At 58.7% G+C, this 18,201-nt stretch carries 22 protein-coding genes; 11 read left to right on the top strand and 11 right to left on the bottom strand.

Annotation, left to right across the window (positions count from 1 at the left end; genetic code table 11):
• Nucleotides 1–19: 19 nt before the first annotated feature.
• The 3 genes from BLR72_RS00820 to BLR72_RS00830 form a co-directional block, all read right to left on the bottom strand.
• A complete protein-coding gene (locus BLR72_RS00820; RefSeq protein WP_091944167.1) occupies nt 20–613 on the bottom strand; it encodes a YdeI/OmpD-associated family protein in 594 nt (197 codons plus the stop codon).
• Nucleotides 613–969: a response regulator gene (locus BLR72_RS00825; RefSeq protein WP_228017854.1), complete on the bottom strand. Its 357-nt coding sequence runs from the start codon at nt 967–969 to the stop codon at nt 613–615. Before BLR72_RS00825 ends, BLR72_RS00820 begins: the two co-directional genes overlap by 1 nt.
• Nucleotides 970–1,095: 126 nt before the next feature.
• Nucleotides 1,096–1,725, bottom strand: a complete 630-nt coding sequence (locus BLR72_RS00830) for a histidine phosphotransferase ChpT (RefSeq protein ID WP_091944170.1) — start codon at nt 1,723–1,725, stop codon at nt 1,096–1,098.
• A 335-nt stretch (nt 1,726–2,060) separates the two neighbouring features.
• Here BLR72_RS00830 and BLR72_RS00835 point away from each other — a divergent pair, with 335 nt between their 5' ends.
• Nucleotides 2,061–2,618, top strand: coding sequence for a DUF1134 domain-containing protein (locus BLR72_RS00835; RefSeq protein ID WP_228019372.1), 558 nt, complete (start codon nt 2,061–2,063; stop codon nt 2,616–2,618).
• A gap of 110 nt (nt 2,619–2,728) precedes the next feature.
• Nucleotides 2,729–3,790, top strand: a complete 1,062-nt coding sequence (locus BLR72_RS00840; protein ID WP_091944173.1) for a coiled-coil domain-containing protein — start codon at nt 2,729–2,731, stop codon at nt 3,788–3,790.
• Here the strand turns inward: BLR72_RS00840 and BLR72_RS00845 are convergent.
• From BLR72_RS00845 to BLR72_RS00855, 3 genes are all read right to left on the bottom strand, one after another.
• Nucleotides 3,746–4,570 carry a TrmH family RNA methyltransferase gene (locus BLR72_RS00845; RefSeq protein ID WP_091944176.1) on the bottom strand — a complete coding sequence of 275 codons (825 nt, stop codon included), beginning with the start codon at nt 4,568–4,570 and terminating at the stop codon, nt 3,746–3,748. The genes BLR72_RS00840 and BLR72_RS00845 overlap by 45 nt on opposite strands.
• Nucleotides 4,567–5,346, bottom strand: coding sequence for a HugZ family pyridoxamine 5'-phosphate oxidase (locus BLR72_RS00850; protein ID WP_091944178.1), 780 nt, complete (start codon nt 5,344–5,346; stop codon nt 4,567–4,569). The genes BLR72_RS00845 and BLR72_RS00850 overlap by 4 nt, the downstream gene beginning before the upstream one ends.
• Before the next feature lie 75 nt (nt 5,347–5,421).
• Nucleotides 5,422–5,613, bottom strand: coding sequence for a hypothetical protein (locus tag BLR72_RS00855; RefSeq protein WP_027233493.1), 192 nt, complete (start codon nt 5,611–5,613; stop codon nt 5,422–5,424).
• A 242-nt stretch (nt 5,614–5,855) separates the two neighbouring features.
• On the opposite strand from BLR72_RS00855, the gene BLR72_RS00860 reads away from it, so the two are divergent.
• The gene (locus tag BLR72_RS00860) at nt 5,856–6,821 is read left to right on the top strand and encodes a cell wall hydrolase (RefSeq protein WP_244506631.1); all 966 of its coding nucleotides are present in this window, start codon (nt 5,856–5,858) and stop codon (nt 6,819–6,821) included.
• A gap of 52 nt (nt 6,822–6,873) precedes the next feature.
• On the opposite strand, the gene BLR72_RS00865 is transcribed toward BLR72_RS00860, so the two are convergent.
• Together BLR72_RS00865 and BLR72_RS00870 are read right to left on the bottom strand one after the other, a co-directional pair.
• Complete coding sequence (locus BLR72_RS00865; protein WP_091946402.1) at nt 6,874–7,263, bottom strand: DUF930 domain-containing protein; 390 nt, start codon at nt 7,261–7,263, stop codon at nt 6,874–6,876.
• A gap of 170 nt (nt 7,264–7,433) precedes the next feature.
• Nucleotides 7,434–8,195, bottom strand: coding sequence for a 3-hydroxyacyl-CoA dehydrogenase (locus tag BLR72_RS00870; protein WP_091944180.1), 762 nt, complete (start codon nt 8,193–8,195; stop codon nt 7,434–7,436).
• Nucleotides 8,196–8,530: 335 nt separating this feature from the next.
• Here BLR72_RS00870 and BLR72_RS00875 point away from each other — a divergent pair, with 335 nt between their 5' ends.
• From BLR72_RS00875 to BLR72_RS00900, 6 genes are all read left to right on the top strand, one after another.
• Nucleotides 8,531–10,135: an ABC transporter substrate-binding protein gene (locus BLR72_RS00875; protein WP_027233489.1), complete on the top strand. Its 1,605-nt coding sequence runs from the start codon at nt 8,531–8,533 to the stop codon at nt 10,133–10,135.
• A gap of 53 nt (nt 10,136–10,188) precedes the next feature.
• Nucleotides 10,189–11,196, top strand: coding sequence for an ABC transporter permease subunit (locus tag BLR72_RS00880; RefSeq protein ID WP_027233488.1), 1,008 nt, complete (start codon nt 10,189–10,191; stop codon nt 11,194–11,196).
• A gap of 64 nt (nt 11,197–11,260) precedes the next feature.
• Nucleotides 11,261–12,121 carry an ABC transporter permease subunit gene (locus tag BLR72_RS00885; protein ID WP_051615420.1) on the top strand — a complete coding sequence of 287 codons (861 nt, stop codon included), beginning with the start codon at nt 11,261–11,263 and terminating at the stop codon, nt 12,119–12,121.
• Nucleotides 12,122–12,123: 2 nt separating this feature from the next.
• Nucleotides 12,124–12,978 (top strand): ABC transporter ATP-binding protein, encoded by an 855-nt coding sequence (locus tag BLR72_RS00890; protein WP_051615418.1) that lies wholly within the window; start codon nt 12,124–12,126, stop codon nt 12,976–12,978.
• Nucleotides 12,975–13,808, top strand: coding sequence for a dipeptide ABC transporter ATP-binding protein (locus BLR72_RS00895; protein WP_027233486.1), 834 nt, complete (start codon nt 12,975–12,977; stop codon nt 13,806–13,808). The genes BLR72_RS00890 and BLR72_RS00895 overlap by 4 nt, the downstream gene beginning before the upstream one ends.
• A 103-nt stretch (nt 13,809–13,911) precedes the next feature.
• A complete protein-coding gene (locus BLR72_RS00900; protein WP_091944182.1) occupies nt 13,912–14,178 on the top strand; it encodes a hypothetical protein in 267 nt (88 codons plus the stop codon).
• Nucleotides 14,179–14,181: 3 nt separating this feature from the next.
• On the opposite strand, the gene choV is transcribed toward BLR72_RS00900, so the two are convergent.
• The 3 genes from choV to BLR72_RS00915 all read right to left on the bottom strand — a co-directional run bounded on the left by choV (nt 14,182) and on the right by BLR72_RS00915 (nt 17,120).
• A complete protein-coding gene (choV, locus tag BLR72_RS00905) occupies nt 14,182–15,225 on the bottom strand; it encodes a choline ABC transporter ATP-binding protein (RefSeq protein WP_091944185.1) in 1,044 nt (347 codons plus the stop codon).
• Nucleotides 15,222–16,064, bottom strand: a complete 843-nt coding sequence (choW, locus tag BLR72_RS00910) for a choline ABC transporter permease subunit (RefSeq protein ID WP_091944188.1) — start codon at nt 16,062–16,064, stop codon at nt 15,222–15,224. The genes choV and choW overlap by 4 nt, the downstream gene beginning before the upstream one ends.
• Before the next feature lie 114 nt (nt 16,065–16,178).
• Nucleotides 16,179–17,120 (bottom strand): choline ABC transporter substrate-binding protein, encoded by a 942-nt coding sequence (locus BLR72_RS00915; protein ID WP_027233482.1) that lies wholly within the window; start codon nt 17,118–17,120, stop codon nt 16,179–16,181.
• A gap of 189 nt (nt 17,121–17,309) precedes the next feature.
• Here BLR72_RS00915 and BLR72_RS00920 point away from each other — a divergent pair, with 189 nt between their 5' ends.
• Both BLR72_RS00920 and BLR72_RS00925 read left to right on the top strand, forming a co-directional pair.
• Complete coding sequence (locus tag BLR72_RS00920; RefSeq protein WP_091944190.1) at nt 17,310–17,912, top strand: thymidine kinase; 603 nt, start codon at nt 17,310–17,312, stop codon at nt 17,910–17,912.
• Between the two features lie 81 nt (nt 17,913–17,993).
• Entirely contained in the window at nt 17,994–18,200 is a 207-nt protein-coding gene (locus BLR72_RS00925; protein ID WP_027233480.1) for a TOBE domain-containing protein, read from the top strand.
• Nucleotide 18,201: the final 1 nt, after the last annotated feature.

Raw genomic sequence — 18,201 nt, forward strand, 5'->3', positions numbered from 1 at the left:
GAGCCTTTTGCTTTTGGAGTCAGCGTTTGCGTTTGAGCGGGTAAATGGTCTCACCCTGGGCAAGCATGGCGATATATTTCTCTATGTGCGCTGCCCTTGTTTTCGCCTGTTTCGCGCCATGAACACGGTAGAGAATCGCAAACCGGTTGTGGCTATCAAGCTGGTTGAAGAACGTCAGCGCCTCCGGATTGGCATCCAGGGCCCGTTGCAAATCGTCCGGAACTGTCGCGGTGCTCTGCCGGGCATAGGCGGCATCCCAACGCCCGTCGGCCTTGGCTTTTTCGACTTCGGCAAAGCCTGCCGGTTGCATCCGGCCCTGCGCCATCAGTTCGATCGCCTTGTCTCGATTTTTCTCTGACCACTTGCTGGTAGGCCGACGCGGCGTGAAGCGGATAAGCCAGTGGTGCTCGTCGAGTTTGTCGAGCTGGCCATCGATCCAGCCATGGCAGAGCCCACATTCGATCGCTTCCTCGCGAGACACGCCTTTGATCGGGGCATTCTTCTTCGTGAGCTTCAGCCAAATCCCCTGCGAAGTGATCGGTTCAGCGGTGAGAAAAGCGTCAAGCTCCCTTGCCGACGCAAAGAACCTCACAGGAAGATCGCTCTTCGGCATCAGCCCGCCACTGGAACCTGCGGCAGGATTTCGGCGATCGATGCCCGGTTGAAAGGCTTGAGTAGATAGCCGGCAGCACCAGCGCGCTTGGCGCGCATGATCTTGGCAAGGTCGATCTCGGGAAGGCAGAGGTAAATCTTGCTGTTGGCGCCGCCGGGAAGCGATTTTACCTGTGCGATGACATCGGCAGCCGGCATGTCGGCGATGGCGCTATCGAGAATGATGATATCGGGCATCTCGACGCTGCAAGCCGCAACCGTCTGGAAGCCGGTGTCGGCGGTCGTGACGACGGTCGTTTCGCTCGCGATGAGTCGGCGGGCGACCTTCCGCACGACCGGCGAGCCATCAATGATCATGCAACGCAGCAATACAATACCCCCGGCAGGCCAGAAACATACCGTTCCGGGTAAGAAGACTAGCGGGCCTGGGTGAACAAATACCCAAGGTTGATGGTAAATATTAGTGCAACTTTTGCGCGGCGATCAGGCTGCGGCGAAAACGATCTCTTCCGGTGTCGCATGGATCGAGATGGTCATGCCGGCTTCCTGCGCAAGCAGCAGGGTATAGTAGGGCTGTACCGCGTGGGCGTCGATCGGTTCTTCCGGTACCCTGCCGCTGTGAAGTTCGAGGAACTTCGGCGGTACGCGCAGCATCGGCCCCCGCGAGGTGAGGCTGAAACGCGGCTCGGTGTCCCCGCCCTCAAGCTTGACTGCGAGCGTGCCGCCACGGGGAAGGGCGGCATTGGCGATCAGGACGAGGTTGAGTAATAGCTTCACCTTGTTCTTCGGCAAAAGGACGCGGGTGCCCTCCCAGTTGAACTGTGCTTTCTCGCCTTTCATATATTCGTTGGCGACGTTCTGCGCGTCGCCGGTATCGATCTGGACGCCAGCGGATCCTGCCGCGCCGAAGGCAATGCGGGCAAATTGCAGGCGGGCCGAGGCGCTGCGGGCGCTCGACTTGATGAGGTTCATCGCATCTTCGTCGGCGCCGCCCTCCTCGAGCAGTTCGAGGCCGTTGTTGATGGCGCCAACCGGCGAAATGATGTCATGGCAGATGCGGCTGCTCAGGAGCGCTCCGAGGTCCGTTGCCGAGAGAATTACGGGCAATGTCATGAGGGCTTCTCCTGGAGGTGGTCGAGTGGGTTTTCGCGAATCACTGGCAAGCGAATCACTTCGAATTTCAGCGCTATTTGGATACATAGACGCGTCCGGATCGGCAAGAAGCTCGTGGCGAAAGCCTGTGAATGCTGAATTTCCGGCATTTTGGCCGATCTTTGCAAGTCATTGAAATGCCAAGATCGATTCATAAACTTTTATACAAGGTTTAGCGTCTTAAATTGAGCACCAAATCATTAGGCAGGCGCAAGATCTGCAAATTTCCCGTATCAGGCGTCAGGCAAAGAAGCGAACAGCCAAAAGGAATTACGATGGCGTCTCTACTCTTGTCTATGAACCGTGGTCTTCTTCTCGTCCTGACACTCGTGTCACTTGTTTTTGCCCAAGCCCAGGCGGCCCGCGCGCAAGAAACCTATACGATGGAAGAGATCGTCAATTCCGGTCAGCGGTTCTTCGGATCAACCTCAGGCGGATTGGCTACAGCTGTCGAGAAGGTGTTCGCGAGTTACGGCCTTCCTAACGGCTATGTCCTTGGCGAGGAAGGATCGGGCGCTCTCATCGGCGGCCTGACCTACGGGGAGGGCACGCTCTATACGAAGAACGCCGGCGATCACAAGACCTACTGGCAGGGCCCGTCGATCGGCTGGGATTTTGGCGGACAGGGCTCCCGCGTGATGATGCTGGTTTATAACCTCGACGACGTTCAAAATCTTTACGGGCGCTTTGTTGGGGTTGCTGGTTCCGCCTACCTTTTTGCCGGCGTTGGCTTCAATGTTCTCAAGCGCAACCAGGTATTGCTCGTTCCCATCCGCACGGGTGTCGGCGCGCGTCTTGGCGTCAATGTCGGTTACTTGAAGCTGACCCAGACCCCGACATGGAATCCGTTCTGACAGATCAGGATTTAACTCTGCCCGGCGCGGACCCATGCGGTCCGCGTCTTTGTTTTCGGCGCCCCCGCTGCTAAGACTCCCTTTAAAGAAACGCCAACAGGACCCCGATCTTGATCCAGTCCGTAATCTATTTTGCCCTTGGGTTCTTGAGTGCCGTGCTTCTGGTCTTGCTGGTCGCGCCGCCGATCTGGCGCAGGGCCATGCTTTTGACCCGCAAGCATGTCGAGGCCGAGACACCCCTGACGCTCAATGAAATTCAGGCGCAAAGGGATGGATTGCGCGCCGAACACGCGATGGCGGAGCGCAAGCTCGAACTTGCACTCGAAAGCGCGCGCAACAAGGCGGCGCTGCACCTGACCGAGATCGGCGAAAAGGAACGGCTCATTCGCAAGCTCACGGCGGATCTCGGCGAGCGGGAAACCAGCATTGCCGGTCTTTCAACGTCACTGAGTTCCAATGAAGACACGCTCGAACGATCGTCACAAAATCTCAGCGGCACGGCGAAGACGCTAGAAGAGCGCACCAACGAGGTTGAGCAGCTGAACCGGCGTCTTTCTAAACTCTCGATCGACGCCGATAGCCTGCAGATTGAACTCGCTGCCCAATCCGCGCGCGTCGAAAACCTCCTCGACGAATTGAACGGCGCGCGGCGCGAAAAGCGCGACAGCGACGAGCAGCGGCGGAAAATCGAGACCGAGCACAAGGCTTTGCAACATAGACTGGAGCAGGAAACGGCGCAGCGTACCGAGTTCGAAAAGCAGGCGACCGGGCTTTTGACCAAGTTGTCAGACGCAGAGGCGAAACTCGCCCGTCGCGAAAAAGACATGGAAAGGCTGAACGAGAGACTACGCAAGGTCCTCGCTGACGGCCGCAAGCAGGGCACTTCCGTTGTCGATACGCCGCGTGGCAAGCAAGCGCTGATCCAAGCCGACGAAACCCGACTTATGCGCGACGAGATGAATACGCTTGCCGCACAGGTCGTGGCGATGGTGGCGAAGCTTGAAGGCGAGAAGTCCCCCGTCAACGAAATTCTTGCCAAGGCCAAAAGGCAGGTGCCGGCGGTCTATGATGAAAATGGCGAGGCCATCGTCAGCATTGCCGACCGGGTGCGCGCCCTGCAGGCCGCCTCAAAGCCTGCCAAGTCGGCTGAACCGCGCGAGAGCGATGCCTGAGGCGGTTGCAACGTTTAGACTATCGAAGCTCTTCGACATAGGTATGCGCACCGTCTGAAGGCGGTCCAGCAGCGCCTTTGGCAGACCTTCCCCTTCCGTTCCAAGGAGAAGTGCGGTGCGCTGGACCGGTTCAGCCGCGTTGATGCTCGTCCTGCCCGAGGGACTCAAGGCAAAAATCGTATAGCCTGCGCTCTGCAGTTTACTGACAAGGGCTTCGATCGATCCCTCCCGGGCGAAGGGAACCTTGAGCGCCGCGCCAACAGAAACGCGGATCGCCTTGCGGTAGAGCGGATCGCAACTCGTCTCGTCCATGAGAATGCAGTCAGCCTCGAATGCCGCGGCATTGCGGAAGATCGAGCCCATATTGTCGTGGTTTGAAAGCCCGCACAGGGCAATGGCCAGCCCGTGTTTCGGCACGGAGGCAAGCAATGTGTCGACGGTGTGCGGTCCGCTGCGCCGTCCTATTGCCAGAATGCCGCGATGCATGGGAAAGCCGGCGATCGCATCCATCGTCTCCCGGCTGACGCAATAGACCGGTACGTTGGGCGGACACAGTTTCAGCTGTTCGGACAGGCCCGAAAGCCGGTTCTCCAGCACTAGGAGCGAGTCGGTGGCAAAATGCGGGCTTGTCAGCAGAACGTTCAGGACAACCTTGCCCTCGGCAATGAATCGACCCTCGCGGCCGACGAGATCGCGCTCGCGCACGTCGCGATAGGGTGCAAGTCGTTCATCGCGAGGGTCGTCGATACGGATGACCCTTTGATCGGGCGACGCCGTCATGCCGGAGATTGGGACGACTGCAGGCCGGCGCGCGCTTCTCCCGCCATGCGGACGAGCGTCTTGTGCATGTCCTCAGCCGATGTGATCGGCGAAGCAAAAAAGACCCGTTCAATCGCATCGCCATCCGCGATATCGAAGCCGTCGGCGTCGATGCCGGTGATCCGCCAGTTGCCGTCATCCGCCTTGGCGAAATACCGGGCATAAAGGGCAATCGCCGCCGCATGATCCTCGTTCATGTGTTCGACCGCCGATTTTTCCGCCGCCGCAAGCGCGTCATTGGCCGCATTGAGACTGAGCCATTCGGCTGGCGGCAGCTGATAGGCGCGCCCGAAACCGGCGTTCAGGCGGGCATTGTCCGGTTCGAGCCGAAAGAAACTAAAATCGGCAAGGCCTGCATAGAGCTTGGCTTTTGGAAGGTGCGAAAGATAGCGCCACTCGATCCGCTCATGTTCCGGCGTGTTGCGTGCGATCTGGCGCGCTTTCGCCGTAACGGTCATGCGGGGATGGGCCAGAGGGTCGCCCTTTCCAGGCTCCCCCACCAGCAAGGAACAGCGGGGGTCGGCAAGGAGCGCCGGCGTATGCGCGGCCAGTGCCGATGCAAGAATGACAGGGGTGCCGTCGTGGTCGGTGGCAAGGCCTACCCGCGTCGCGATAGGATGGCCGGAGCCAGGCTCGAGCGTCGCCAGCGCCGCATATCGCGCGGTGCGCAGCAATGTACGCGCCAGGCGAACGGCGCCTTCATCGATTTCACGCAATACATCTTTCTTTTCGGCCACGGGATACCTCTCGATCTGTTGGCCGATTGATAGTGCGTGACGGGCAGGGGAACAAGCTGTTTGGTATGCGTGGGCTCAAGCGGCGACTGATTGGTTGTCGTTGAATCCGATCGCATCCATGCAATCATCGAGGAGATCGAGATCAACCGGGCCGATCGTGCACAGGACCGGCGCCACGTCCTCCGCCGGAACCTGCAGCGCCACAAGTTCTTTCAGCGCTTCCATCAGTGATTCGCGCGTGTCATACCGGTGGGAGCGCTTGTGCATCGGCCGTGCCTTTGAGCGTGGTTACTGGCCAAAACATTAAGGCAATTACGGTAAACGAATTCTTAATTTTGCCATTTTTGAAATTTTTTTGCTGTGCGGGTGAATAAAATAAGTTCATGATTTCAAAAGGATGAATAGGCATGGTAACGTTAACGTCATCTTTGCCATTGTTTGGCCCTAAATGAGATCATTCTGTGAGCACCTTCACCAGCAGGAACAACAGCGATGAGAATTGCTTCGTGATCGGCTTCGCTAAGTGGAAGATCCATTCAATTGCGGGCATCATAGCGGCCGCGGGGCTTGTCAGTGGTTGCACGCAGACCGGACAGCACTCGAAAATTTCAGCCAATCTGACGAATAAGGGCACCAGCAAAAGCTACGCCTATACGCCGAAGGACAAAGAGTGTCTTGAGCGGGCGATGTTCTTCGAATCCAACCGTTCGAGCCAGGACGGACTGGTTGCGGTTGGCACGGTCGTGATGAACCGCCTCGATTCCGGCAAATGGGGCGACTCCATCTGTGGCGTGGTCGGACAAAAGGGGCAGTTTGCTCCAGGCGTGCTTTCTCGCCCGATGAAGTCCGTTGCCCTCCCGGATGTGCAGGCTGCCGCCGACGCGGTGCTACGCGGCGAGCGCAATACCAAGGTGAAGAATGCCATGTATTTCCACACGGCGGGTCTTCGCTTCCCCTATAAGAACATGCACTATACGGTCGTTGCCGGTGGCAACGCGTTTTATGAAAAGCGCGACCGCTATAATACGGCAGACATCGCGTCCAAGGATGCAAGCGCAGCCATCGCCAATGCCTATATCGCCAGCCTGCGCATGGGCGGCAGACCGACAATCGCAACTGCCCCGACTATGGTCGCGAGCAATGTGCCGGGCGTAACGACTTCGGTAGCCGCAGCGCCGGCGACGACGACCTCGACCGCGACAGCGGGTCGTGTCACTGCCAACCAGCAGCCGATCCTCATGGCACAGGCTGACATAACTCCGGTCATCGCCAATCCGGCGAAGGTTGCCGTGCCGATGGATCCGCCGCCGCAGGCGATGGATTACCGGACCAGCGAGCCGACCGTTCGCGTGGCACAGCCAGCTTCAGCGCCGGCAACCGATCCGAGCTTGCTCGCCTATGAGGCGCCGAACGCCAAGAAGGTCGATGCGATCGGACAAATGCTGCTCGCGCAGGATCGACCGACGTTCAACTGACCGATTTTCATTTCAGAGAGATCATTCGAGGCGCCTTGTGCGCCTCGAATTTTTAGGGGACGAGGTAGTGGTGGGCCCACTGATCGTGCGGCACCACCTGGCCGATCGCATATTGGAACGTCAGGATCGTCATGTGATCGGGTGAGGTCGAGCAGGTGTAGGAGAGGTGATACCACTCTCCCTTGCTGCGAAAGGCCGCCCCGGCCGAACGGATTTTATCGCCCTTGATCTTCGGCTCTTCAAAAGCATAGGCAACGAGTTCGTCAGGCACCAGCTTGGCCGGGTCCTTATGTATGCGGTCCATCGCCTCGACGTCGCAGCGCTGTTCCAGCCTGGTTTCGGGATCAAGCCGCTGCAACTCTTCCGTTGCACCGCTATCCATGGCCCGGGCCGGCGCCGCCAAAGCCAGCGGCAGCAACAGCATGGCGCTAATTCGTTTCATCATTTCGGCTTTCAAATTGCAGGATATCGAAGCGGGGACCGGCAACAGGCCGGCCGAAGCTCAAAGCGCTAGAGTAACAAGAATTGCCCTAGATACTCCGCCGATTGGGACCAAATTATGAAACGTTCGTGAGCCGTCCCAGCCCATCCACGTGCTGCAATCGCACCCGGCTATTTTGGTGCCATGCGAATGGCACCGTCGAGCCGGATCGTTTCGCCGTTCAGCATGGGATTTTCAATGATATGCAGCGCGAGAGCAGCATATTCCTCCGGTTTGCCCAGTCTTGAGGGGAAGGGGATCGAGGCTGCCAGCGAATCCTGCACCTCCTGCGGCATGGCAAGCAGCATGGGAGTGCCGAAGATTCCAGGCGCAATCGCCATCACACGGATGCCGAAGCGTGCGAGTTCGCGTGCCGCAGGAAGGGTGAGGCCGGCAATTCCCGCTTTCGACGAGGCATAGGCGGCCTGTCCGATCTGGCCATCGAAGGCAGCAACCGATGCGGTTGAAATCACGACACCGCGCTCGCCGGTCGCAAGCGGTTCAAGCTTTGCCGCGCGGTCGCTCACCAGACGCAACATGTTGAACGAACCGATGAGGTTGACCTCGATGACGCGGCGATACAATTCGAGATCGTGCGGACCATCGCGGCCGACGATACGGCCGGCATTGGCGATGCCGGCACAATTGACAAGAATGCGCGGCGTCCCAAGTTCATCCGCCACGCGGGCGACCGCCATTTCCCCCTCGGCGGCATTGGCTACGTTGCAGGCAAGGGCAATTCCGCCGATCTCAGCGGCGACCTTTTCGGCCGCTTCGAGATTGATATCGATGATGGCAACCCTCGCGCCTTTTTGTGCGAGGGCGCGCGCCGTGGCGGCCCCGAGCCCCGATCCGGCGCCTGTAACGATTGCTGTTTGCCCGTTTGCGTCCAAAATAGACCACTCCTGTTGCACTTTAGGCGTTGTTGCACGGGTTTTGGTGCTGAACTAGACTGAAATGTACCCTCTTGGCGCGAAATACGCCACGTTTGCGTCAAACTGGTAAACGCTGCTACCCCGCATACCAAAAGTTAGTGGACGGATTGTTAGTCGATTTCACCGTTAATTGATTAAATGGGGCGATTTTCTCCAGAATCGACAATTATGCCTTCCGGGACGGGTTGACTGCGAATGAATCTGCTTGCATTGCGACATGGCAAAGGCTTCCATGCGACTTTCGTTGTAGGCATGGGGGCCTGCAACACAAAAAACCTCTGAAGGTGGAAAAGATGAATACCTACAAGAAACTCCTTGCGGCGAGCGCGCTCGCAATGCTGACGGGTGGGCTGATGGCAGGTGGAGCCTCGGCCAAGACGTTGGTCTATTGTTCGGAAGCTGCACCGGGCGGCTTCGACCCTGCGCTCTATACCGGCGGCGAGACGCTCGACGCTACGGGACAGGCCGTTTTCAACAAGCTGGTCGAGTTCAAGCCGGGCAAGTCCGAAGTCGAGGCCGCGCTTGCTGAAAGCTGGACGATCTCCGACGATGGCCTGCAGTACACGTTCAAGCTGCGTCCGGGCGTCAAGTTCCAGACCACTAGCTATTTCACGCCGACGCGTGACCTCAATGCCGACGACGTCGTTTTCTCCTTCGAGCGTCAGAAGGAAGGCAGCCCCTGGGCGAAATATGTCGACGGTGCTTCCTATGAATATTTCGAAGGCATGGATTTCCCCAAGCTGATCAAGTCGGTTGAGAAGGTCGACGACCTGACCGTCAAGATCACGCTGACCAAGCCGAATGCGCCGATGATCGCCAACCTTGCCATGGACTTCTCGTCCATCGTCTCCAAGGAATATGCCGACAAGCTGCAGGCTGACGGCACCCAGCAGAAGTTCAACGAGCAGCCGGTCGGCACGGGCCCGTTCCAGTTCGTCGACTATCAGCTCAATACCGCCATCCGCTACGAAGCCAATCCGACTTTCTGGAAGGGCAAGGTCAAGCTCGACAACCTGATCTTCGCTGTTACGCCGGATGCTGCCGTTCGCGTACAGAAGCTTAAGGCCGGCGAATGCCAGCTGACGATCTATCCGGATCCGGCTGACGTCGAAGGCCTGAAGGCCGACTCGAACCTCACTGTCCTGCAGGAAAGCGGCCTCAACGTTTCGACGCTCGCCTACAACACGACGCAGGCGCCGTTCGACAAGCCGGAAGTGCGCAAGGCGCTCAACATGGCAATCGACAAGAAGGCTATCGTCGATGCCGTCTATCTCGGTCAGGGCACGCCGGCGATCAACCCGATCCCGCCAACGATGTGGTCCTACGACAAGTCGATCAAGGATGACGAGTACAATCCTGAAGCGGCAAAGGCAGCTCTCGAAAAGGCTGGCGTCAAGGATCTTTCGATGAAGATCTGGGCAATGCCGGTTGTTCGCCCATACATGCCGAACGGCCGCCGTACCGCGGAACTGCTGCAGTCGGACTTTGCCAAGGTTGGCGTAAAGGTCGAGATCGTCAGCTACGATTGGCAGGAATATCTGAAGCGCGCTTCGGATCCGAAGCATGATGGTGCCGTCATCATCGGCTGGACCGGTGACAATGGCGATCCGGACAACTTCCTTGCAACGCTTCTTTCTTGCCAGGCCGTAGGCAGCTCGAACCGCGCCGCATGGTGCAACAAGGAATTCACCGACCTGATCGACAAGGCCGCCGTGGTTTCCGACGTTGCCGAGCGCACCAAGCTCTACGAACAGGCGCAGGTCGTGTTCAAGCGCGAAGCTCCGTGGGCAACGCTTGCTCATTCGCTCGTTACGACGGCAATGACCAAGAACGTCACCGGCTACGTGCCGAGCGCTTTCGGTGTCCACAATTTCGAAAGCGTTGACATCGCCGAGTAATCAAACTCCTCGCGGTACCGGCTTCGGCCGGTACCGCATTTTTTCAGGTTGCCATGTTCCGTTATATCGCTTCCCGAGTGCTGCTGCTGATCCCGACATTCATCGGCATCAGCTTCATTGCCTTTATCTTCATCCGCCTGCTTCCTGGTGATCCGGTCATCGCGCTTGCCGGTGAACGCGGCATGACGCCCGAGCGGCATCAACTGCTCATGGAGCAGTTCGGTTTCAACAGGCCGATTTGGGAACAATATTTCTCGTTCGTCTGGAACATATTCCACGGGGATTTTGGAACATCCATTGCCAGCAAGCGCGCAGTTCTCACCGACTTCCTGACGCTCTTTCCGGCGACGCTTGAGCTCAGCATCTGTGCGATGCTCTTTGCGACCATCATCGGAATTCCCGCCGGTATTTTTGCCGCCGTGAAGCGCGGCTCGGTGTTCGACCAGCTCAGCATGGGCATCGCGCTTGTCGGTTATTCGATGCCGATCTTCTGGTGGGGCATCCTGCTGATCATTCTTTTTGCCGGCATCCTGCATTGGACACCGGTTTCCGGCCGCATGGATCTCATCTATTTCTTCAAACCCACCACTGGTTTCATGCTGATCGACAGCCTGATTTCGGGGCCGAAGGGCGCCTTCAAATCGGCATTCTCGCATCTCGTTCTACCAACGATCGTGCTCGGTACGATCCCGCTCGCCGTCATTGCGCGGCAAACGCGTTCGGCCATGCTCGAAGTGCTGGGCGAAGACTATGTGCGCACGGCGCGCGCCAAGGGCCTCGCACCCCGCCGGGTCATCGGCGTTCACGCCCTGCGCAATGCCATGATCCCCGTCATTACGACGATCGGTTTGCAGATGGGCCTGTTGATGGCGGGCGCGATTCTGACTGAGACGATCTTCTCTTGGCCGGGCATCGGTAAATGGATGATCGACGCAATTGCCAAGCGCGACTATGTTGTCGTGCAAGGTGGCCTCATGCTCGTCGCGCTCATCGTCATGACCGTAAATTTGATTGTCGATCTGCTCTATGCAGTCGTCAATCCGCGCATCCGCGTAAAGTGAGGAAGTCTTGACTAACGAAGTTTCCCCTCCCGTACCGCTCGCCGCGCCCAAGTCCGCGGGGCGGATGGCACGACTCTCGGAATTCTGGTTCTATTTCAGCGTCAACAAGGGCGCTGTGATCGGCTTTGGCGTCCTCGTCTTCCTCATGCTCGTCGCCATTTTCGCGCCGGTGCTCGCGCCCCACGCGCCCTACCAGCAATACCGCGAAGCGCTGCTGACGCCGCCATCCTGGCAGACCGGCGGCAATTCGATGTTCCTGCTCGGAACGGACGCGGTCGGCCGTGACCTGCTCTCGCGCCTCATCTACGGCGCACGCTTCTCGCTGTTCATCGGCCTTATCGTCGTGACGATCTCGATGGTAACCGGTGTGATCCTTGGCGTGCTCGCCGGCTATTTCCGTGGCTGGGTCGATGCGCTGATCATGCGCATCATGGATATCATTCTCGCATTCCCGCCGCTGCTCCTCGCCCTCGTGCTTGTTGCAATCCTCGGACCTGGGCTCTTCAACGCGATGATCGCAATCGCTCTGGTCCTGCAGCCGCATTTTGCCCGCCTGACACGCGCGGCGGTGATGAGCGAAAAGAACCGCGAATATGTGGTCGCCTCGAAGCTCGCCGGGGCAGGCCACTTGCGGCTGATGTTCAAGACTATCCTGCCGAACTGTCTCGCACCGCTGATCGTGCAGGGGACACTTTCCTTCTCGAACGCCATCCTCGAAGCGGCCGCTCTCGGCTTTCTCGGCATGGGCGCCCAGCCGCCGACGCCGGAATGGGGTACGATGCTTGCTGAAGCACGTGAATTCATCCTGCGCGCCTGGTGGGTTGTCACCTTCCCCGGCCTCGCCATCCTCATTACCGTCCTTGCCATCAATCTCGTAGGCGACGGGCTGCGCGATGCTCTCGATCCGAAACTGAAGAGGAGCTGAGCATGGCGCTTCTAGAAATCAAGAATCTGTCGGTCGGCTTCGATACCAGCAGCGGTCTCTTCATGGCGGTACAGGGCATCGACCTGCATGTTAATGCGCGCGAGGTGCTCGCGATCGTCGGTGAATCCGGCTCGGGCAAGTCGGTGGCCATGCTCGCGGTCATGGGGCTTCTTCCGAAGACCGCTACGGTGACCGCCGACAGCATGACCTTCGACGGACACGATCTTCTCGCGATGTCGTCCAATCAACGGCGCGAGATCGTCGGCCGCGACGTCGCCATGATCTTCCAGGAGCCGGTTGCCAGCCTCAATCCGTGCTTTACCGTCGGCTTCCAGCTTGAGGAAGTCTTGCGCGTCCACATGAAAATGGATGGAAAGGCGCGCCGCCAGCGGGCGATCGAACTGCTCAAGCAGGTCGGCATTCCAACGCCGGAAGAACGATTGAATTCGTTTCCGCACCAGATGTCGGGCGGCCAGTGCCAGCGCGTGATGATTGCCATCGCAATCGCCTGCAACCCCAAGCTCCTGATCGCCGACGAGCCGACGACTGCGCTTGATGTGACCATCCAGAAGCAGATTCTCGATCTGCTCGTCGGCCTGCAGGCCAAGCACGGCATGGGGCTCATCATGATCACCCACGACATGGGCGTCGTTGCGGAAACCGCCGATCGCGTCATCGTTCAATATAAGGGGCGCAAGATGGAAGAGGCGGATGTGCTGACGCTCTTCGAATCGCCCAAGAATGCCTATACGCGCGCGCTGCTTTCAGCCCTGCCGGAAAATGCCACCGGCGACCGGTTGTCGACCGTTGCGGATTTCATGAAGAACGAAGCGGCCAATGCAGGAGTGGCACCATGAGCGAGATCGTGCTCGAAGGCCGCAATATCATCCGTGACTATCACGTCGGCGGGGGCCTGTTCGGCAAGGACAAATCCGTGCGGGCCGTCAAGGGCGTCAGTTTCACGCTCGAACGCGGCAAGACACTCGCGATTGTGGGCGAGAGCGGTTGCGGCAAGTCAACGCTCGGGCGCATCCTGACGCTGATCGATCCGCAGACGTCGGGCGAACTTCTGATCGAAGGCAAGCCGATCAATATCGCCAAGGATACCGTGACGCCCGAACTGCGCCGCAAGGTGCAGATCATTTTCCAGAACCCCTATGGCTCGCTCAATCCGCGCCAGAAGATCGGTGAGGTGCTGGGCGAACCGCTGCTCCTCAACACGAAGAAGACGGCGGCGGAACGTCGTGACCTTGCCATGCAGATGCTGATTAAGGTCGGTCTTGGCCCCGAGCACTATAACCGCTATCCGCACATGTTTTCCGGCGGACAGCGCCAGCGCATTGCCATCGCCCGCGCGCTGATGCTGAGCCCGAGCCTGCTTGTCCTCGATGAGCCCGTCTCCGCGCTCGACCTTTCTGTGCAGGCGCAGGTGCTCAATCTCCTCGCCGACCTGCAGGACGAGTTCAACCTCACCTACGTCTTCATCAGCCACGACCTTTCGGTGGTGCGCTACATCGCCGACGAGGTGATGGTGATGTATTACGGCGAGGTCGTCGAGTACGGTACGCGCGACGAGGTCTTCGCCAACCCGCAGCACAGCTATACGAAGACGCTGTTTGCGGCGACGCCGAAGGCCGATGTCGAAAGCATTCGCGCCCGTATCGAGAAGAAGAAAGCGGCCGCCTGATCCAGCCTATAGGCGGTCATTGCGGAAAACGCGCGTGACCGCTTGCATTCGATGCCTGCTTCATGGTGACTTAACAACGCATATGAAGCAGGGAGCGATACGCATGGCCGGCAAACAGCCAATTTCCACGGCGCCCAAGGACGGAAGCAAGGTCACGGTTTTCTGGACCGACGAAGATGGCCAGGAAAACGAATCGATCGGCCAGTATCGCTCGCTCGAGCGGCTGAAGGCGACGGGAGGACAGTGGGACGAGACCGATGCCGGTTGGTGGATCTTTACTGATTCCAGCACGCAAAAAAAGGTCTCGCCGCAATCCTGGCAGCCAGCCGGCAAATCCCGCGATGACGAGGATCAATCCGAGGCCGAGTAAAGGCTAGTGCTTCTGGTGTCGTAGCAGACCGCGGACAATGTCGTCGGCCGAAATCATGCCGAGTATGGTGCCCTTGTCGACGACGCCGACGTCGCCGCTGTTCTTGGCGACAGCCTGCATTATTTCACGTACCGGGGTTTCCGGACGCGCCGTTGCGGCAAAAGGCCGGCTGGCCGGCCGGGTCCGGTCGAGCGGCACCATAATATCCGCCGCCGTCAGCACCCCAAGCGGGTTCATGTTGGCGACGAAATCCGCCACATAGTCATCTGCCGGGTTGAGCAGGATGTCCTGCGCCGTGCCGCACTGGATGATGCGGCCGCCCTCCATGATGGCAATGCGATTGCCGATTTTCATCGCCTCATCAAGGTCGTGGCTGACAAAAACGATGGTCTTCTTCAGGCGCGCCTGCAGGCTCAAAAGCTCATCCTGGAGCCTCGTGCGAATCAGCGGGTCGAGCGCCGAGAAGGGTTCATCCATGAGCAGGATAGGCGCGCCGGTGGCGAAGGCACGGGCGAGGCCGACGCGCTGCTGCATGCCACCGGAAAGTTCGCCGACCTTGCGCTTTGCCCAATCCTTGAGGTTCACCAGTTCGAGCTGCTGCTGGACGGCCTTGGCCCGCTCTTCCTTGGGAACGCCGGAAAGCTCCAGGCCAAACCCGACATTTTCCTCGACCGTGCGCCAGGGGAGCAGGCCGAATTGCTGGAACACCATTGAAACGAGATGCTTGCGCAGATCCCGCAGCGTACCCTTGTCGGCTTTGCCGACATCGATGGAACGGCCATTGTTATGAACGACGACGGAACCGCGGGAGATCGGGTTAAGTCGGTTGATCGCCCGCAGAAGCGTGGATTTGCCGGAGCCGGATAACCCCATGAGCACGACGATTTCACCTTCCTCTATCGTGATCGAGCAATTATGCACGCCGAGCACGTGGCCGGTCTCGGCCTGGATATCCGAACGGCTCTTGCCCTTATCGGCAAGCGCGAGCGAACCGTCCGTCTTCTTGCCGAAGATAATGCAGACATTGTCGAGCGTAATCGCGGTCATTCCCCTGCCTCCTTGCCGGGACGGAAGATGCGGTCAAGCACGATGGCGACGACCACGATGACAAGCCCTGCTTCAAAGCCGAGCGCGGTATTGACCGAGTTGAGCGCGCGGACGACCGGAACGCCTAGCCCATCGGCGCCGACGAGCGCGGCAATGACGACCATCGACAACGAGAGCATGATCGTCTGGGTGAGGCCGGCCAGTATCTGCGGCATGGCATAGGGCAGTTCGATCTTCCACAGGAGTTGGCGCGACGAGGCGCCGAAGGCTTCGCCAGCCTCGATCAGATGCGTCGGCGTCGAAGAGACGCCGAGATGGGTCAGGCGAATCGGCGCTGGGAGAACGAAAATGGCGGTCGCAAGCAGGCCCGGTACCATGCCGATGCCGAAGAAGACGATGGCCGGAATGAGGTAGACGAAGGTCGGCAAGGTCTGCATGAGGTCGAGAATCGGCCGGATCGCCGCATAGAATTTGGGGCGATGGGCGGCGATGATGCCGATCGGCACGCCGATGCCCATGCACAGGATGCAGGATGAAAGGACGAGCGTCAGGGTCTCCATCGTCTCTTGCCAGTAGCCCTGGTTGAGGATGAAAAGGAAGCCAAGCGCAGTCAGGATAGTAACGCCAATAGAACGGCGCAGCGCATAGGCGATCGCCGAAAAGATCGCGATCATGATGAGAGGATGCGGGTATTTGAGGACGAACATGAGAGCGTCGATGAAGCCCTGCATCAGGATCGCGAGACCGTCGAAGAACCAGGCGAAATTGTTCGTCAGCCAATCGACGATTTGCTTGGCAGTCCTGCCAACCGGAATCTTATCTTGCGTTAACCAGTCCAAGCGGAAATATCCCTCTGTCGCGAAACGAATGGATGAAAGGAGCCGTCCGGCGGATGTGCCGGGCGGCCTAGCTTCTTTTCGTTGTTACAGCCGTTCCCCCGTCGGGATCGCCTGTTAGAGTCCCAGAGCCGACTTGACGGCGGGCAGACCTTCCTTGCCGTCGACGGTGGTAACGCCAGCCAGCCAGGTATCGAGAACGGCGGGATTGGCCTTGAGCCATTCCGATGCAGCCTTGGGTGCATCCTCGCCATCGTCGAGGATCTTGCCCATGATCTGGTTTTCCATCTCAAGATTGAATTTGAGATTGGTCAGCAGCTTGCCAACATTCGGGCATTCGGTCGTATAGCCCGCACGGACGTTGGTGTGGACGACGGCGCCGCCAAAATCAGGACCGAATACGTCATCACCACCGGAAAGATAGGCGAGCTTGAAGTTCGTATTCATGGGATGCGGTTCCCAGCCAAGGAAGACGATCGGCTTCTTGCCCTTCGTGTCCTTGGCAACCTGCGCCAGCATGCCTTGCTCGGATGATTCCGCGAGCTCGAAATCCTTCAATCCGAACTGGTCCTTGGAGATCATGCCGAGAATGAGGCGATTGCCGTCATTGCCGGGTTCGATGCCGTAGATCTTGCCGCCCAGCTTGTCCTTGAACTTGGCGATGTCCTTGAAATCCTTGAGACCCTCGTCATAGAGATATTGCGGCACGGCGAGGGTATATTTCGCGCCGGTGAGGTTCGGGCCCAGATCCTCGACGGTCTTGTTTTCTAGGTATGGCTTGATGTCGGCAGCCATTGTCGGCATCCAGTTGCCGAGGAAGACGTCCATGTCCTTCTTGCCGAGCGAGGCGTAAGTGACAGGAACGGAAAGAACCTTCGTGTCCGTGGAATAACCAAGCGCCTTGAGCACTTCGCTCGTCGCTGCGGTGGTTGCGGTAATGTCGGTCCAGCCGACGTCGGCGAAACGAACGGCCTTGCAGGAATCGGGCTCGGCGGCAAACGCGGTGCCAGCAGACAAAACAAGAGCCAGCGAAACGGTGAGTTTGGATAGTACGTTCATTGGTAGTTCTCCCTCTCCGGGTTTCTCCCGGTTGATACTTGCAAGAACCAAGCACCAAATCGGCGGCCATTCAAGCATAGGCGCGCATAAATCCGGTCAAATCGCGACAGTTGTTAAAAATCCGACAAAAGTTGCGGACAAGCTTGTGTGAGGGGTGCATGCCACCGCTCATTCCGGTTAAAGCAGGTCATGGCAAAACTCTATTTCAGCTATTCGGCAATGAATGCCGGCAAATCGACGCTGCTGCTGCAGGCTTCCTATAATTATCAAGAGCGTGGCATGCGCACGATGCTGTTTACCGCCGCGCACTATGCCGAAAACGGCGTTGGAAAAATAACGTCGCGCCTCGGCGTCAGCGCCGCTGCAGAGCTTTATCGCGAAAACGACAGGCTGTTCGAACGAATTGCCGTCGCGCACAAGGTTAGTGCCATCAGCTGCGTATTTGTCGATGAAGCGCAATTCCTGACGAAGGATCAGGTATGGCAGCTCGCGCGCGTTGCCGACCGGCTCAACATTCCGGTCATGTGCTTCGGGCTTCGCACGGATTTTCAGGGCAAGCTGTTTCCGGGCTCGTCGGAACTTCTCGCCATAGCCGACAGCTTGCGTGAAATCCGCACCATCTGCCATTGCGGCGCCAAGGCGACGATGGTTATCCGTCGCGATCCCGAGGGTCATGCGCTGACCGAGGGCGACCAGGTGGCGATCGAGAAATCCCTTTATGTTTCGCTGTGCCGCAAGCATTGGGAGGAAGAGACGGGGCGCGTCTCGCTGGGCGATTTCAAGGCTCTATAAGTCTTCAATGGCCAGTACCGGCAAGGCAAGGTATGGTCGCACACTCAACAAGCGCGGCAGGCGCGATAACGGAGGACACTCATGAAAATCAGCGCACGCAACCGTCTGAAAGGCAAGGTCGTAGAGGTCACCAAGGGCGCGACGACCGCCCATGTCCGCATCGACGTTGGTGGATCGGTCGTCACGGCCTCGATCACCAATGAGGCCGTCGATGAGCTCGGCCTCAAGGTCGGCGACAACGCCTATGCAGTGGTCAAGGCCTCCGACGTGATGGTCGCAATCGACTAGA

The organism is Phyllobacterium sp. YR620, from assembly GCF_900104165.1.
GTDB classification, from domain to species: Bacteria; Pseudomonadota; Alphaproteobacteria; order Rhizobiales; family Rhizobiaceae; genus Phyllobacterium; species Phyllobacterium pellucidum.

Excerpts from the sequence above, each read along its gene's own strand:
- BLR72_RS00820 (WP_091944167.1), bottom strand. The coding sequence starts at position 613 with ATGCCGAAGAGCGATCTTCCTGTGAGGTTCTTTGCGTCGGCAAGGGAG.
- BLR72_RS00825 (WP_228017854.1), bottom strand. The coding sequence starts at position 969 with ATGATCATTGATGGCTCGCCGGTCGTGCGGAAGGTCGCCCGCCGACTC.
- BLR72_RS00830 (WP_091944170.1), bottom strand. The coding sequence starts at position 1,725 with ATGACATTGCCCGTAATTCTCTCGGCAACGGACCTCGGAGCGCTCCTG.
- BLR72_RS00835 (WP_228019372.1), top strand. The coding sequence starts at position 2,061 with ATGAACCGTGGTCTTCTTCTCGTCCTGACACTCGTGTCACTTGTTTTT.
- BLR72_RS00845 (WP_091944176.1), bottom strand. The coding sequence starts at position 4,570 with ATGACGGCGTCGCCCGATCAAAGGGTCATCCGTATCGACGACCCTCGC.
- BLR72_RS00855 (WP_027233493.1), bottom strand. The coding sequence starts at position 5,613 with ATGCACAAGCGCTCCCACCGGTATGACACGCGCGAATCACTGATGGAA.
- BLR72_RS00865 (WP_091946402.1), bottom strand. The coding sequence starts at position 7,263 with ATGAAACGAATTAGCGCCATGCTGTTGCTGCCGCTGGCTTTGGCGGCG.
- BLR72_RS00875 (WP_027233489.1), top strand. The coding sequence starts at position 8,531 with ATGAATACCTACAAGAAACTCCTTGCGGCGAGCGCGCTCGCAATGCTG.
- BLR72_RS00880 (WP_027233488.1), top strand. The coding sequence starts at position 10,189 with ATGTTCCGTTATATCGCTTCCCGAGTGCTGCTGCTGATCCCGACATTC.
- BLR72_RS00885 (WP_051615420.1), top strand. The coding sequence starts at position 11,261 with ATGGCACGACTCTCGGAATTCTGGTTCTATTTCAGCGTCAACAAGGGC.
- BLR72_RS00890 (WP_051615418.1), top strand. The coding sequence starts at position 12,124 with ATGGCGCTTCTAGAAATCAAGAATCTGTCGGTCGGCTTCGATACCAGC.
- BLR72_RS00895 (WP_027233486.1), top strand. The coding sequence starts at position 12,975 with ATGAGCGAGATCGTGCTCGAAGGCCGCAATATCATCCGTGACTATCAC.
- BLR72_RS00900 (WP_091944182.1), top strand. The coding sequence starts at position 13,912 with ATGGCCGGCAAACAGCCAATTTCCACGGCGCCCAAGGACGGAAGCAAG.
- choV (WP_091944185.1), bottom strand. The coding sequence starts at position 15,225 with ATGACCGCGATTACGCTCGACAATGTCTGCATTATCTTCGGCAAGAAG.
- BLR72_RS00915 (WP_027233482.1), bottom strand. The coding sequence starts at position 17,120 with ATGAACGTACTATCCAAACTCACCGTTTCGCTGGCTCTTGTTTTGTCT.
- BLR72_RS00920 (WP_091944190.1), top strand. The coding sequence starts at position 17,310 with ATGGCAAAACTCTATTTCAGCTATTCGGCAATGAATGCCGGCAAATCG.
- BLR72_RS00925 (WP_027233480.1), top strand. The coding sequence starts at position 17,994 with ATGAAAATCAGCGCACGCAACCGTCTGAAAGGCAAGGTCGTAGAGGTC.